The organism is Pseudomonas aestiva (assembly GCF_039908605.1).
Taxonomy (GTDB): domain Bacteria; phylum Pseudomonadota; class Gammaproteobacteria; order Pseudomonadales; family Pseudomonadaceae; genus Chryseomonas; species Chryseomonas aestiva.
The window spans coordinates 711,446-725,446 of record NZ_CP150916.1 but is presented as its reverse complement, the minus strand read 5'-3'; the positions used below and the strand labels follow the sequence as shown (position 1 = coordinate 725,446).

The following is a 14,001-nucleotide window of genomic DNA, read 5'->3' as shown; positions in this document are numbered from 1 at the left end:
AAAGCGAGCCTCGTGCTGCTCGCGCTCTTGGCCCTCTACAGTCTGCTCGGATTCCTGGCCGGACCGCGCCTCGCCCTGCACTACCTCAACCAGACGCTGGCCGAGCGCCTCACCCAGCCCGCCAGCCTGCAGGCCCTGAGCTTCAACCCCTTCACCCTGCAGCTGCACGCCGAAAAGCTGCTGATCGGTCCGGCGGAGCACCCCGTGGTGGCGGCCGAAGGCTTTTCGGCCGATGTGCAGTGGGACAGCCTCTGGCGACGGACCCTGCACCTCACCGAGGTGCGCCTCGACCAGCCCCAGGTCGATCTGCGCATCGCCAAGGGTGGCCAGGTCAATCTGGCCCAGCTCTGGCGCAGCGACCCCACCGCCACCGCCGCGCCGACCCCGGCGGATGCGGAGCCGGGCCAGCCCTTCCCGGTGCACATCGAGCGCATTGCCCTGATCGGTGGCCGGCTGCATTTCCTCGATGCCCAGGGCGCCCAGCCGGTGGAGGCCACCTTCACCCCCCTGGATGCCACCCTGCAGGATTTCCGCACCCGTAGCGGCGACACTCCGGGCCAACTGGCAATGACCGCCGCCACCGCCCAGGGCGGCCAGCTCACCTGGAAGGGCAGCCTGGATCTCCTGCCGCTGCGCAGCGAAGGCGACCTGACCCTCAAGGGCGTCAGCCTCGCGCCCTGGTGGCCCTATGTGCGCAACCAGTTGCCGCTGGCGCTGGGCAAGGGGCGCCTGGAAGCCAGCGCCCACTACCGCCTGGACCTGAGCAAGACCCTGCAACTGCAACTCAGCCAGGGCCGCCTGGCGCTGGACGACGTCGCCGTGCAGGCGGTGAATGCCGAACCCAAGGCCAGCTTCAAGCGCCTGGCCGCCGAGGGTATCGGTCTGGATCTGCAGAAGCGCGAAGTCAGCATCGCCCGCCTGCGCGGCAACGGCCTGGATGCCTGGGGCAATCGCAAGCAGGACGGCACGCTCGACTGGCAGCAGCTCTTCCCCACCAGCGATGCCCCCAACAGTGGCCCAACGTGGCGCGTGAAGCTCGACGACGCTCAGCTCAGCGACAACCAGCTGCACCTGGTGGACCGCGTGCCCCAGGAGCCGGCCAGTCTCTATTTCAGCGGCCTGGACCTGGCGGTGAAAGGCTTCGACACCGCCAGCAGCAAGCCCTTCGGCCTGGAGCTCAAGACCACCCTCGGTGATCGCGGCCGCATCACCGCCAGCGGCCAACTGGCGCTGACGCCCCTGCAGGGCAGCTTCGACGTCGGCATCGACGAACTCAACCTGCGCCAGGCCCAGCCCTATCTCAGCCCCTATGTGCGCCTGGAGATTCGCAGCGGCCAGCTGGCCAGCCGGCTCAAAGTGGCGCTGGCCCCGGGCGAGCCGCTGGGGCTCACCGTCAGCGGCGCGGCCCAGGTCACCCAGGTGCATGTGCTCGACACCCTGCACCAGCAGGACTTCATGCGCTGGCAGCTGCTGGACCTGCAAGGCATCGCCTTCACCCTTGGCAAACAGCTGGTCATCGACAAGATCGACCTGGAAAAGCCCTATGGCACCCTGGTGATCAACGAAGACCTCAGCAACAACTTCAGCGCCCTGCTGGTCCCCCAGCCGAAAACCGCGTCGAAGGACAGCTCGCCACCGCTGCGGATCCGCATCGGCGGCGTGAGCATCAAGGACGGCAGCGCCGACTTCGCCGACAACAGCCTCAAACCTGGCTTCGCCACCAATATCCAGTCGCTGGAAGGCGGCATCGGCACCCTGGATACCGCCGCCTCCAAGCCGGCCGACATCCACCTCGCCGGCAAGGTCGATCGCTTCGCCCCGGTGGAGATCAAGGGCCGCCTCGACCCTCTCGATCCCCTGCAGCAACTGGACGTGACCGCCTATTTCCGCCAGGTCGAACTCACCACCCTGTCGCCCTATACCGGCAAGTTCGCCGGCTATGCGGTGCGCAAGGGGCGCCTCGACCTGGACCTGCAATACCGCATCGACGACGGCAAGCTGCAGGCGCAGAACCACGTGGTGCTCGACCAGCTGGAACTGGGCGAGCGGGTGGACAGCAAGGCCGCCGTGGACCTGCCGGTGCGCCTGGCGGTGGCCCTGCTCAAGGACAGCCACGGTCGGATCGACCTGCGCCTGCCGGTGGCGGGCAATCTCGCCGATCCCAACTTCAGCGTCATGCCGGTGGTCTGGCAGACCCTGCGCAATGTGCTGAGTCGCGCCGTCCAGGCGCCCTTCCGCATGCTGGCGGGACTGGTTGGCGGGCACGAGGCGGATCTCAGCGCCATCGACTTCGCCGCCGGCAGCACCACGCTCTCGGCCCAGGCCCGCGGCGAGCTGGACAAACTGGCCGCGGCCCTGCGCCAGCGCCCGCAGCTGACGGTGGAGGTCAGGGGCCATGCCGGCGCCGCCAGCGATGGTCGCGCCCTGGCCGCCAGCCAGCTGGAAAAGGACTTCCAGACCCAGTACTTCAACCTGCTGCAGCGTCGCGGCGACAAGGTCCCCGCCGATCCCAGCCAGTTGCAGGTGCCCGCCGCCATGCGCGCGCCCCTGCTGGAAGGCCTGTACCGCCTGCGACTGCAGGCGCAACCCCCGCAGGAATGGGATAGTCTTGACGATGCCACCCGCACGGCGCGCCTGCGCCAGGCGGTGCTCGAAGCCTGGAGCGGCAACGACGGCCTCCTGCGCAGCCTGGCCCAGCAGCGCGCGGGCGCCATCAAGACCTATCTGGTGGACACGGCGAAACTCGATGCCCAGCGGGTCTATCTGCTGGACGTCAGCACTCAAGCCCAATCCGGTGAATCGCCCACGGCCGCGCAGTTGCAGCTCGGGGTGCTCTGACCGGTCAGGAGACCCCCATGCGTTGCCTGCTCGCCGCCCTCACCCTGCTGGTCGCCACCGGCGCCGCCGCCGATTCCATGAGGTGCGGCAACGCCCTGGTCAGCCGGGGCGATCGCGCCTTCGAAGTGCTGCAGAAATGCGGCGAACCCGCCCACCGCGACCTGGTGGGCTACGAACTGGGCCGCAACGAACGCCGCGAGGCGGTGATCGAGGAATGGGTGTACGGCCCGAAGAACGGCGCCAACTACATCCTCACCTTCGAAGCCAACCGCCTCACTCGCATCGAGTTCCAGCGCCAATGAACCTGCGCCCCCTGCTGTTGCTGCTCCTGCTCGCCACCGGCACCAGCCAGGCCGCGTCGCTGCGTTGCGGCAGCGCCCTGGTCTCCACCGGCTCCACCACCCACGAGGTTCGCGGCAAGTGCGGCGAGCCGCTGAGCGTCACGCCCCTGGGCGAACGCCAGGTCACCGACGGCTACGGCTATCGCCAGGTGGAATTCGTCGAGGAATGGGCCTACGGTCCCTGGAACGGCATGCTGCATTTCCTCACCTTCCGCGGCGGCCGCCTGGACCAGGTGGACAGCAAGAGAGCCAACTGAGGCGACTTGCCTTGAATGATTCGCGTGGACGAGGCTGCGCCGTCGTCCACCCTTGTATCTCGACGACAGCCTCCTTAGGGGGGCATAGTCCCCGACTGATCATCGGGGGAGGATGGCAGGCCGTGTCCACCCTTAAGCCTTTGAGCTTGCAACGTAGATAGGCCGCCTCCTCCACACCCATCCCCGAGTCCGAACGGTATCTAGAGCCTCCAGAGCTCGTATTGCACAAGGTTGGACGGGATGACGTGATCGTGTCGCATCTGAAGGAGGAGACATCATGGCCGTAATCGGTGTTGATATCGCCAAGCGCAGCTTCGATCTGGCGGTCCTGCAATCCAATGGCAAGCACCGGACCAAGGGCAGGCTGAGCAATGATCCGTCAGGCTTCGCGGTCTTTGCCGACTGGCTGCAACAGCATGCCGAGCCAGGCGCTTGGATCGTGATGGAGGCCACGGGCACCTATCACGAAGCGCTCGCCGAGCATTTCCATGCGCTGGGCTACCGAATCGCCGTGCTCAATCCGGCACAGATCGCTCGCTATGCGCAAAGCCAATTGCAGCGCAGCAAGACGGACAAACTCGACGCCAAGCTGATCGCCACCTATGGCCAGCGGCATGAAGACAGCCTGCGGGCCTGGCACCCGGAGCCTGTGTCCATCCGCACGCTTCGCGCGCTGACCCGGCGCCTGGAGGATCTCCAATCGCTACGGCAGATGGAGCTCAATCGGCTCGAGGTCAGCCCGGAAAAAGTCCAAAACTCGATCCAGGCGGTCGTGCAGCGGCTCGATGAGCAGATCGCCTGGACGCTCGAACAGATCAAACGGCATATCGACGATGACCCGGACCTGCGCGGCAAACGTGATCTGCTGGTGAGCATAGACGGCATCGCCGACAAGACCGCCGCCCTGATCCTGGCGGAGCTCGGCGATATCGGTCGCTTCGCCGATGCCCGCGCCGTGACCGCCTTTGCCGGTTTGAACCCACGCCTACAGGAATCAGGTCTTTACCGCGGCCATACCGGCATCTCGCGCATGGGATCGGTCCGCTTACGAAGTGCGCTATACCTACCCGCCGTCGTGGCGCTGACCTACAACCCGGCTATCAAGGCGCAAGCCGAGCGTCTGAAAACCAGGGGGAAGAAAGGTAAACAAACCGTCTGTGCCGCCATGCGCAAGCTGCTGACCATCGCCTATGGCGTGCTCAAATCGGGCAAGCCTTTCGATCCTGCTTTAGCGATTGCACACTGAGGGGCGAAGACGGTATCTACAGCCGGTAGCGTGGAAAACCGCGCAGCCTTTTCCACTGAAGCGTCGTAGTCACGTAGGTTGGGTTGAGACGGCTCCATCGTCGAAGCCCAACGAGGATGTTCAATCCTGGGCACCGTTGGGCTTCGCTGCGCTCAACCCAACCTACGGCTCAACCCGGTAGCCTCGCTCGGTAGCGTGGAAAACCGCAGAGCGTTTTCCACTGATAAGGTCAACTTCACTGCAGTCCATACACCGCATGTAACCGCCCCCTCTCCCCCTGGGAGAGGGCTGGGGTGAGGGACGCTTCGTAGGTTGGGTTGAGCGCCAGCGAAGCCCAACACCACCCAAGGCCCAGCCCCGCCGTTGGGCCCCGAGCCATGGAAACCAGGCCGCGCCAGCCCTCACTCCTCCCGCAGATGAATCCCCAGATCGGTCCGCCCCGGCGCCAGCTCGGGCTTCAGGGTGAGTGCCGGAATCTCGTAATCCCCACCATTCTGCCGCCGGAACGCCAGGGGCGTGTCCGTGGCCAGTCCATCCAGCCGTGCCCCATAGGCCTGGCACAGTCGCTCGAAGCCGGCGGCGTCCAGCTTGCTCGTGCGATAGACCGGAAACGGCGGTAGCACGCTGAAGCCGGGATAGAAGAGGATGCCGTGCTGGATGGGAAAGAGGACGTCATCCAGCGCGCCATTGATGCCGCGCTCGCTATAATGCGACGCCCAGCCGCCACAGGTCACCACCAGCATGGCGCGCTTGCCGGCCAGGGTGCCTTCGCCATAGCGGTCACCCCAGTGGGTGTCGCTGTGCTCGCCGACGCCATAGGCGAAGCCGCAGGCATAGACGCGTTCCACCCAGCCCTTGAGGATGGCCGGCAAGGAAAACCACCACAGCGGAAATTGCAGGATCAGCACATCGGCCCACAGCAACTTGGCCTGCTCGGCGGCGATATCCGCCGGTTGCTGGCCGGCGGCATAGGCCTGCTGCGAATCCAGGACCGTATCGAAGCGTGCCCCAGGCGCCAGGTGTGGCGCGTCCGCCGCATCCAGGGTGGCCTTCCAGTGCAGGGCATAGAGATCGGAGACCCGGACCTCATGGCCGGCCGCCTGCAGATGGGCCACGGCGAAGTCGCGCAGCGCACCGTTGAGCGATCGGGGTTCGGGATGGGCGTAGACCAGCAGGACCTTCATGGCACGTACCTCTCGAGGGAAAGGAGGCCAGGCTAGGGGACGGCGGAGTTATGCTGGAAATGAATTACCGAAACAGTAGCCATTGCCATGCACAATAGCTTGCGCCGCCTCGATCTCAATCTGCTGGTGACTCTCGACGCCCTCCTGGTGGAACTCAACGTCACCCGCGCCGCGCGCCGCCTGAATCTGGCGCAGCCCACCGTCAGCCTGCAGCTTGGCCGGCTGCGCCAGCTGCTGGACGATCCCCTGCTGCTACCTGGGCCGCGCGGCATGCGACCCACGGCGCGCGCGGCGGCGCTGCGGGAACCCTTGCGCCAGGCGCTGGCCGCCCTGGACGAGGCTCTGGCACCGCCCGCCCCCTTCGAACCGGCTCGCGCCGAGCGAACCTGGCGCATCGCTGCCAGCGACCACAGTGCCACCACCCTGCTCACCCCGCTGCTGGCTGACCTGCGCCAGCAGGCGCCCGGCATCCGCCTGGCGCTGCTGGACAAGAAGCCGGCGTTGCTCGCCGAGCAACTGGAGGGGGATCGCCTGGACCTGGCGCTGGACGTGGCCGATACCGCCGCAGCGGGTCTGCGTCAGCGGCTGCTGTTCACCGAACACTATCTGCTGGCGGGCCGGCGCGGCCATCCGGCGCTGCAGCAACCTGTGTCCCTGGAAACCTTCTGCCAACTGGATCAGGCGCTGGTCTCGCCGAGCGGTGGCGGCTTTGCCAGCGTCACTGACCGGTTGCTGGCGGAACAGGGCCGCGAACGGCGGGTGGTGCTGTCGGTGCCCCACTTCGCCACCCTGGCCAGTGTCCTCCTGGTCAGCGATCTGGTGGCCCTGCTGCCCGCCCAGATCGCCCTGAACCATCCCGGCCTCCAGGTCCAGCCGCCCCCCCTGGCCATCCCAGGCTTCGACATGCTGCTGCTCTGGCCCGAACGCCTGCACCGCGATCCAGCCCATGCCTGGCTGCGCGAACGGATCGTCGCCAGCCTCGTGAGCTGAACGCCGGCCTGACCAATCGACTCTCTGCATGGAGGGCATACAGCGGCTTGGCTGTTCGCCCCGGCCCTGGCCCGGCATCCTTGGTCACCTCGTACGAACGCGGCACGACTGCCCGCAGTCGCATGCTTCGTCACTGTCCCTTCCGGAGCCCTCCATGGCCAAGCTACGCCTCTTCACCTCGCCGTCCGCCTTTCCCAACCCGCAGCGGCTGCGGCTGTTCATCCAGGAAAAGGGCATCGCCGATCAATTCGAGGAGGTCATCCTGAAGATGGCGCCCGAAGGCGAGCAACGCCAGTGGCAGCACCTCAAGCGCAATCCCTGGGGCGAGACGCCGACCCTGGAGCTCGCCGACGGCGGCTACCTGGCCGAGAGCGCGGCCATCGCCCGCTATCTGGACAACAGCTATCCCGGCCGCAAGGTAATGGGTGAAACGCCGCTGGAGCAGGGCCAGGACGCCATGTGGAACGACCGCATCTTCGTCCATGTGCTCTATCGCATCGTGACCATGTTCCATGTGCAGCACGAAGGCCTCGGCCACAAGCTGGAGCTGACCCACAATCCGCAGTGGGGCGAGCATTGCCGCAAGGAAGCCCTGATGCACGCGGCGCTGGTGGATCGGCACCTGGCCGATGGTCGCGAGTGGCTGCTGGGCGGCGCGGCGCCGACCTTTGCCGACATCACCCTGTGCACCGCCATCGCCTTCTCCAAGTTCCCCACCAACCAGACGCCGCTGGACGAGCGCTTCGAGCACCTGGCGGCCTTCTGGGCGCGCTGGCAGCAGCGCGACAGCTTCCGCGCGGCCTATGCCGACGGCAACAGCGGACTGGACGAACTGGCGTCCCTGGCACGCGGCTGACGCCACTGCAACCGCTCCCCTCCTTGGGTCAAGGCCCCGTAGCGTGGAAAACGGCGCAGCCTTTTCCACTGGACTGACCGCTAACCACCCCCTCTCCCCTGGGAGAGGGCCGGGGTGAGGGTCGTACCCACCTGACTCGCTAGCCCAGCCGCTCGCGCAACACTGCCAGGGCCACCTCCGGCCCACCGACGACGATGCTGGCCGATACCGCCAGCATCAGGTTCAGCGGCAGGCCGAATTCCTCCAGCGTCCAGCCGTCACGGTCCAGCAGCCCCACGCCTACCCACTCGGGATGTCGCGCGCGAATCCGCTCGGCCAGGCTGCCCGCCTCCGGGACATAGCCCACCACCGGCTTGCCCAGCGCCACCGCATAGCCCACTTCGAAACAGGTGCCGCTGTCAGGCTCGGCGCCGCGAAAGAAATCCAGGCTGGCCAGGACGCCATCCGCCTGCTCGATCAGCGCCAGATTCGCCCGATAGATCCAGGCCGCCTGCTCCCCTGGTTCGGTCAGCCCCGGGGGAAGGGCGTTGTCCAGCGGAAACAGCCCCGTGCAGCCGTGACGGGCGCACAGCGCCTTGAGCGCCTCGCCCTGGGCGACGGCATCGGGCCGGAAGACCTCGGGACCGGCAAGATAGATACGGGGTGGCATGGCAGGACCTCGCGAAATGGCCAGTGTAGAGGGTGGGCGATACCGCGTCTGCCTGATGAGGTTTCGTGGCCACCCTGCCACTCGTGCTGCCGGCATGACCGTTGGCGCAATAACCAATCCACCTGGCCCCGGCTGTATACGTTTTGAAAGCTAGACCTTTTAACATCGGCGCACCTTGAGAGCCTGAATCCTCCGCTGTCCGGAATCGGCTCGCCTCCTGGGCATGCTCGCTTCGGTGTCGCCTGATGTCTGGCCGTTTTCTGCTGACCGCTCATCTCAATCGACTGATTAATGCCTTGCTGGTGGTGACCTCGCTCGCCACCGCCTGCGGCATGGCCCTGCTCGTCCAGCAGGCCCATGAGAATTCGATGAGCATGGGCCTGACCCGTGACCAGTTGCCGGTCTACGAGGAGGCGCTGCGGCTGGTGGAAGCCGTCTCCGCCGAGCGTGGCCCGACCAATGCCCTGCTCGGCGGTCGCGGCGGCGATAGCCATGAGCTGGCGCGCGCCCGGGCCCTGAGCGATCAGCGCTTCGCCCGGCTACAGGTGCTGTTGCAGGGCTGCCGGCAATGCAGCGTGACCGCCGAGCAGGCGGCAAACGGCTATCAGACGCTGCTGCAGGCCCGTGCCCGGGTCGACCAGCGCCTCCGGGGGACGCCGGACGATCCCCCGTCCCAGGACATCGCCACCGTGGTCCAGGGTATGTTCCGCGCCCTCGACAGCAACTTCATCACCGCCGACATCACCCTGCACGACCTCATCCAGCGCAGCCCGGCCGTGGCCATCTACCTGGTCAATGCCAAGCTGGCCGCCCGCCTGCGCGACACCGCCGGACGCCTGGGCTCGCTGCTGACCCCGGCGCTGCAGGCGCAGCGCCTGCCCAGCGGCGCGGAACAGGTCCAGTTGCTGCAGACCCAGGGCCGCATCAACCAGTTGATGGATCTCCTGCGCAGCAACCTCAACCTGGCCCCCGGCCGCCCCGAGCGTGACCGCTTCGTGCAGGTGCAGGGGCGCTATCTGGGTGAAGGCCTGGACTGGTACCACCAGACCCTCGCCGCCCTGGCGACCGGCACGGCGCCCACTGCGGCCAGCTTCGCCCAGGGCTATGTCCCGACCATGGTCAGCATCCTGGAGTTGCGCGACGAGATGCTGAGTCTGGCCCATGACGAAGCCGATGCCCTGGCACGCGAAGCCCAGCTGCGGCTGTGGCTGACCATCGCCGCGGCGGTGGGCATCCTGCTGGCGCTGGGTACCGGTCTGCTGTTGCTCAAGCAGCGCCTGCTGACGCCGCTGCTGGCCAATACCCAGCGGCTGCTCAGCCTCAGCCGGCGCGCCCGACCGCTCGGGACGGTGGCCGAAGACGACCCGCGCAGCCTGTTCGCCGCCTTCGCCCAGCTGGAGGACGAGTTGCTGCAGGCCGACCGGCTGCGTGAGGAGCGTGATGCCCTGATCGCCGAACTGGGGGTCCGCGCGGAGACCGACTACCTGACCGGCCTGGCCAATCGACGCGCCTTCGAACGCGAGCTGGCCCAGGGGGTGATCCGTACCGCCGGACAGCTGGCGGCGATCGCCTTCGATATCGATCACTTCAAGCGTATCAACGACACCTACGGGCACGCCGCCGGTGATCTGCTGCTGCAGCAACTGGCGCAGCGCTGCCGCGAGCTGCTGCGTCCCGGTGATCGCATCGCCCGGATCGGTGGCGAGGAATTCGCCGTGCTCGCCGATGTGGCCCAGCCAACCGACGCCCTGGCACTGGCCGAGCGCCTGCGCTGCGGCATCGCCGAGGCGCCCTTCGCCGTCGGCCCAACCGAGGCGCTGCCGGTCACCGCCAGCTTCGGCGTGGCGGTGACGCCGCGGCTGGCGGAAGGCGTCCCGGTCCGCCTGCTGGCCCAGGCCGATGCCGCCCTCTACCGGGCCAAGCATCGCGGGCGCAATTGCAGCGAGATCGCCGAACCCGGCTAGACCGACAGCGCCAGCGACCGCGGCAGCACTTCGTCGAGCAGCCGGCAGGCGGCCTCGCCGACGCGCCGCACGCCCTCCTCGATCCCTGGACGCTGGGCCTGGGCATAGTTCAGGCGCAGGCAGTTACGGTACTTGCCCGAGGCGGAAAAGATGCTGCCGCAGGCGATCTGTACGCTCTGGGCGAGCAGTTCGCGATTGAGTCGATGGCTGTCGCAGGCCTCGGGCAACTCGACCCACAGCAGGAAGCTGCCCTGGGGCTGGCTGACCCGGGTACCCGCGGGAAAGTAGCGCTGCACCCAGGCACTCATCAGGTCGCGATTGCGCTGGTACTGGGCGCGCATGCGCCGGACGTGCACGGTGTAGTGGCCGGCGGCGATGAATTCGGCGATGGCCAGCTGCGGCTGGGGGGCGGTGCAGCCGGTGCCTATGTACTTGAGGTGCAGGATGCGCTCGGCATAGCGCCCGGGCGCCACCCAGCCAACCCGGAGACCGGGCGCCAGGGTCTTGGAAAAGGAACTGCAGAGGATTACCCGATCGTCTTCGTCGAAGGCCTTGAGCGCTCGCGCCCGCGGATAGCCATAGAGCAGATCGCCATAGACATCGTCTTCGATCACCGCCAGGTCGTGCTTGCGCGCCAGGGCCACCAGCTGGCGCTTGTTGGCCTCGGGCATGCAGTAGCCCAGGGGATTGTTGCAACTGGGGGTGAGCTGGATGGCCCGTACCGGCCATTGTTCCAGGGCCAGTTCCAGCGCCGGCAGGCTGATGCCGGTGCGCGGATCGGTGGGGATCTCCAGTGCCTTGAGGCCCTGACCCTTGAGGGTCTGCATCACCCCGTGAAAAGTCGGCGAATCCACCGCGACGATGTCGCCCTCCTGGCAGGTGGCGCGCAAGGCCGTGGCCAGGGCCTCGTGGGCCCCGCTGGTGATGACGATGTCATCGGCGGTGAGCACGCAGCCGGCATCCAGCTGCAGCCGGGCCACCTGTTCGCGCAAGGCCGCCACGCCCTGGATGCTGTCGTAGGACAGCCCGGCATTGCCCGGCCGCCGCGCCAGGCGCGCCATGCCGGCCAGCAAGGGGGCCAGGGTTGGCGCCTCGGTATCCGGCAGGCCGCGGCCGAGTTGCACCCGTACCGAATCCGGGGTGCTGGTCATCAGCTCCCGTACCGGCTCCCAGCCGGACACCTCCACCGGCCAGCGCGCCGGACGGGTCACCCGCGGCAACTCGATGACGCGTCTTTCCAGGCGGACGAAATAGCCGGACTTGGGCCGTGGCTCCACCAGCCCGCGATCCTCCAGCAGCCGATAGGCCTGCTGCACCGTGGCCAGACTGACCCCGTGCTCCTGGGCCAGGGCGCGCACCGACGGCAGGCGTTCGCCCGGTCGATAGAGGCCTTGTTCGATACGACGGCCGAGGGCATCGGCCAACAGCTGATAGCGATTCATGCTCGGACTATAGCGGCGTAGACAGGAAACACGCGCCATACAGATGGCCACGCACTGCACCATACAGCCGAACGCTGTAAGGCGGCTGTATGGCGGACAACCCACCGGCCTGGGTCTGCCCCTGAGGCGGCTAGCGGCGGAGCATGGAGACAGCCTAGGAGAGACGTCATGCCCAGAGACCCCAGCCTTGACGATCAGACCCGCGCCAGCGGCTGCTGGCTGCTGTTCCAGCGCCAGCTGACCACCCGCCGCAGCCTGCCGGACCTTACCGACCGGGAACTGGCCGATATCGGCCTGGATCGCCATACCGCCCTGCGCGAGGCCCAGCGCCCCTGGTGGCGGCTGCTGCTGGAGGCCTGGCGTCAGTCCGGCAGGCGCGACAGCCGCGCCGCCCAGTCCGCCACCGGTGCCAGCGACTCCGGGTGCCAGAGTCTGCGCCAGACCACCGCCAGCTGTTCGCGACCGCCGCGCTCACGCGGCCACAGCGAGGGTTCGGCGACTAGCCGCCAACCGCTGGCCTCGCGCTGAGCCAGGGCGAAACGGAAACTGTGGTAGCCAGTGGCGCCCAGGCGCAGATCGGTCACCACCAGGTCGTCGCCCAGGCGGTCATAGCGCAGCCAGTCGTCGGTGAACCAGCGCAGCCGTTGTTCGGCCGGCGAGTCGGCGACGATCGGCGCCAGTTCGCCCCCGCGTGGCAGCGGGACCAAGGTTGGCGGGCGGTCGTCGAACAGCCCCACCCAGGTTTCCCGGTAGCGTTCGGGTCCGTCATCCACCATGACCCGCCAGAGCAGGCTGGTGAAAGGCAGCGGCGCGCTGAACAGGCGGGCATCCGCCTGCCCCTGGGCCGCCAGCGCCTGGCGCACCTGGCGCTCGGCGGAATATTTGGCCACCAGGGTCCAGCCCAGATAGGCCGTGGAGAGCAGCAGAGCCACCATGGCCAGCCGAGGGGTTCTGCCCCGGGGGCCAACCACCAGGCCGGCAAGTACCGCCACCAGCAATGGCAGGGTATAGAGCGGATCGATGATGAAGACGCTGGACCAGGCTATCGGGGTGGTCGGCAGCGGCCAGAACAGCTGGGTGCCATAGGTGGTGAAGGCATCCAGCAAGGGATGAGTAATGAGTACCAGCCAGAGCGTCAGGAACAGGCGTGCCTGGCTGTAACCCGGATCGCGCCAGCGGCCGCAGATCGAGGTCAGCAGCAGGGCCAGTCCGGTCAGCACGAACAGCGAATGGCTGAAGCCACGGTGGTAGGTCATCTCCTTGACGGCATCGCCGTAGTCGATGACCACATCGAGATCCGGCAGGGTGGCCAGGGCGGCGCCATAGAGGATCGCGCGCCGACCCTGCCAGCGACCCAGCAGTGCGGTCTGGACGGTAGCGCCGAGCACGGCCTGGGTCAGCGAATCCACCGGTCAGAGCTCCCGGGCGAAGTCGAGCATCAGCCGCGCCAGGGCCTGGGGCGTCTGCAGCGGCATCAGGTGACCGGCACCGGGAATGACCTCCAGCCGGCTGTTGGGGAAGGCCGCCAGGGTGGTGCGGCGCTGTTCGTCCGGACCCGGCACCTGCTGGTCATCGGCGCCGCAGACCAGCAGCATCGGATAGTCCAGGGTCCCGATGCGGTCGCTCCAGTCCTCGCGACTGCCATGGTCGACCCAGGCCCGCCAGGCCTGCAGATTCAGCCGCTGGGCATCGGCGATCACCACCTCGCGGATGGCATCGGGCAGGCGATGGGCGCTGGACTCGTCGACAAAGGCCTCGGCCTCCGCCCGGCTCTTGCCATAGGCGCGCTGGGCATCGCGATCCGCCTCGCTCATGGGCTGCGGCCCGGGCGGCGAAGGCGCCACCAGGATCAGTCCGAGCAGATACTCCGGTCGCCGCGCCGCCAGCACCACGGCCACCTTGCCGGTCATCGAGTGGCCCACAAGGATGCAACGCTCCAGGCCCAGGGCACGAATGCTGGCATCCACCTGGTCGGCCATCTCGGCGACGCTGTAGCCCTCGACCGCGGCGGCATCGCCGAAACCGGGCGTATTGAGCGCCACGCAACGGTGTTCGCCATCCAGGTAGGGCGTGGTGGGAAACCAGGTGCGGTGCGAGCCGCCGAGAAAGTGCATGAGCACGAAGGTGGGCGAGCCGCTGCCCTGCTGACTGTGGGGAAGCATGGGAAATCCTCGGTGCGGGGCTGAAGGCGGATACGTCTCAGATGGAGGGGTAGGCATCGCGCGAAGTTCCGC

General features: G+C 67.5%; 12 protein-coding genes and 1 pseudogene. 8 read left to right on the top strand and 5 right to left on the bottom strand.

What is annotated here, in order from left to right; translation table 11 throughout:
- The first annotated feature begins 12 nt into the window (after positions 1–12).
- The 4 genes from AABM56_RS03395 (at position 13) to AABM56_RS03380 (ending at position 4,682) form a co-directional block, all read left to right on the top strand.
- Positions 13–2,838, top strand: coding sequence for a DUF748 domain-containing protein (locus tag AABM56_RS03395; RefSeq protein WP_347883831.1), 2,826 nt, complete (start codon positions 13–15; stop codon positions 2,836–2,838).
- Positions 2,839–2,855: 17 nt separating this feature from the next.
- Positions 2,856–3,140: a DUF2845 domain-containing protein gene (locus AABM56_RS03390; protein ID WP_133862215.1), complete on the top strand. Its 285-nt coding sequence runs from the start codon at positions 2,856–2,858 to the stop codon at positions 3,138–3,140.
- On the top strand, positions 3,137–3,436 hold the full coding sequence (locus tag AABM56_RS03385) for a DUF2845 domain-containing protein (RefSeq protein WP_133862216.1): 300 nt from the start codon (positions 3,137–3,139) through the stop codon (positions 3,434–3,436). The genes AABM56_RS03390 and AABM56_RS03385 overlap by 4 nt, the downstream gene beginning before the upstream one ends.
- 277 nt (positions 3,437–3,713) lie before the next feature.
- Positions 3,714–4,682: an IS110 family transposase gene (locus tag AABM56_RS03380; RefSeq protein WP_309740940.1), complete on the top strand. Its 969-nt coding sequence runs from the start codon at positions 3,714–3,716 to the stop codon at positions 4,680–4,682.
- 401 nt (positions 4,683–5,083) lie between these two features.
- Here the strand turns inward: AABM56_RS03380 and AABM56_RS03375 are convergent, their stop codons facing one another.
- Complete coding sequence (locus tag AABM56_RS03375) at positions 5,084–5,866, bottom strand: NAD(P)H-dependent oxidoreductase (protein WP_133863262.1); 783 nt, start codon at positions 5,864–5,866, stop codon at positions 5,084–5,086.
- Positions 5,867–5,953: 87 nt separating this feature from the next.
- Here AABM56_RS03375 and AABM56_RS03370 point away from each other — a divergent pair, with 87 nt between their 5' ends.
- Both AABM56_RS03370 and AABM56_RS03365 read left to right on the top strand, forming a co-directional pair.
- Positions 5,954–6,856 carry a LysR family transcriptional regulator gene (locus AABM56_RS03370; RefSeq protein ID WP_133863261.1) on the top strand — a complete coding sequence of 301 codons (903 nt, stop codon included), beginning with the start codon at positions 5,954–5,956 and terminating at the stop codon, positions 6,854–6,856.
- Between the two features lie 154 nt (positions 6,857–7,010).
- On the top strand, positions 7,011–7,712 hold the full coding sequence (locus AABM56_RS03365; protein WP_133863260.1) for a glutathione S-transferase family protein: 702 nt from the start codon (positions 7,011–7,013) through the stop codon (positions 7,710–7,712).
- Positions 7,713–7,851: 139 nt separating this feature from the next.
- On the opposite strand, the gene AABM56_RS03360 is transcribed toward AABM56_RS03365, so the two are convergent.
- Positions 7,852–8,361, bottom strand: coding sequence for a nucleoside 2-deoxyribosyltransferase (locus tag AABM56_RS03360; protein WP_133863259.1), 510 nt, complete (start codon positions 8,359–8,361; stop codon positions 7,852–7,854).
- 245 nt (positions 8,362–8,606) lie between these two features.
- Between AABM56_RS03360 and AABM56_RS03355 the strand changes: the two genes are divergently transcribed.
- Positions 8,607–10,325, top strand: a complete 1,719-nt coding sequence (locus tag AABM56_RS03355) for a GGDEF domain-containing protein (protein WP_347883830.1) — start codon at positions 8,607–8,609, stop codon at positions 10,323–10,325.
- Here AABM56_RS03355 and AABM56_RS03350 read toward each other — a convergent pair.
- A complete protein-coding gene (locus AABM56_RS03350) occupies positions 10,322–11,767 on the bottom strand; it encodes a PLP-dependent aminotransferase family protein (RefSeq protein ID WP_263259833.1) in 1,446 nt (481 codons plus the stop codon). The genes AABM56_RS03355 and AABM56_RS03350 overlap by 4 nt on opposite strands.
- 168 nt (positions 11,768–11,935) lie before the next feature.
- Between AABM56_RS03350 and AABM56_RS23115 the strand changes: the two are divergent.
- A pseudogene (locus AABM56_RS23115) lies at positions 11,936–12,067 on the top strand (DUF1127 domain-containing protein); the annotation flags it as partial.
- A gap of 62 nt (positions 12,068–12,129) precedes the next feature.
- Here AABM56_RS23115 and AABM56_RS03345 read toward each other — a convergent pair.
- Both AABM56_RS03345 and AABM56_RS03340 read right to left on the bottom strand, forming a co-directional pair.
- On the bottom strand, positions 12,130–13,176 hold the full coding sequence (locus AABM56_RS03345; protein ID WP_133863256.1) for a metal-dependent hydrolase: 1,047 nt from the start codon (positions 13,174–13,176) through the stop codon (positions 12,130–12,132).
- Positions 13,177–13,179: 3 nt separating this feature from the next.
- The gene (locus AABM56_RS03340; protein ID WP_133863255.1) at positions 13,180–13,929 is read right to left on the bottom strand and encodes an alpha/beta fold hydrolase; all 750 of its coding nucleotides are present in this window, start codon (positions 13,927–13,929) and stop codon (positions 13,180–13,182) included.
- Positions 13,930–14,001: the final 72 nt, after the last annotated feature.

Bases quoted from the DNA above. Each gene is read 5' to 3' on its own strand.
- AABM56_RS03390 (WP_133862215.1), top strand. From the start codon at position 2,856: ATGCGTTGCCTGCTCGCCGCCCTCACCCTGCTGGTCGCCACCGGCGCC.
- AABM56_RS03385 (WP_133862216.1), top strand. From the start codon at position 3,137: ATGAACCTGCGCCCCCTGCTGTTGCTGCTCCTGCTCGCCACCGGCACC.
- AABM56_RS03380 (WP_309740940.1), top strand. From the start codon at position 3,714: ATGGCCGTAATCGGTGTTGATATCGCCAAGCGCAGCTTCGATCTGGCG.
- AABM56_RS03375 (WP_133863262.1), bottom strand. From the start codon at position 5,866: ATGAAGGTCCTGCTGGTCTACGCCCATCCCGAACCCCGATCGCTCAAC.
- AABM56_RS03370 (WP_133863261.1), top strand. From the start codon at position 5,954: ATGCACAATAGCTTGCGCCGCCTCGATCTCAATCTGCTGGTGACTCTC.
- AABM56_RS03365 (WP_133863260.1), top strand. From the start codon at position 7,011: ATGGCCAAGCTACGCCTCTTCACCTCGCCGTCCGCCTTTCCCAACCCG.
- AABM56_RS03360 (WP_133863259.1), bottom strand. From the start codon at position 8,361: ATGCCACCCCGTATCTATCTTGCCGGTCCCGAGGTCTTCCGGCCCGAT.
- AABM56_RS03355 (WP_347883830.1), top strand. From the start codon at position 8,607: ATGTCTGGCCGTTTTCTGCTGACCGCTCATCTCAATCGACTGATTAAT.
- AABM56_RS03350 (WP_263259833.1), bottom strand. From the start codon at position 11,767: ATGAATCGCTATCAGCTGTTGGCCGATGCCCTCGGCCGTCGTATCGAA.
- AABM56_RS03340 (WP_133863255.1), bottom strand. From the start codon at position 13,929: ATGCTTCCCCACAGTCAGCAGGGCAGCGGCTCGCCCACCTTCGTGCTC.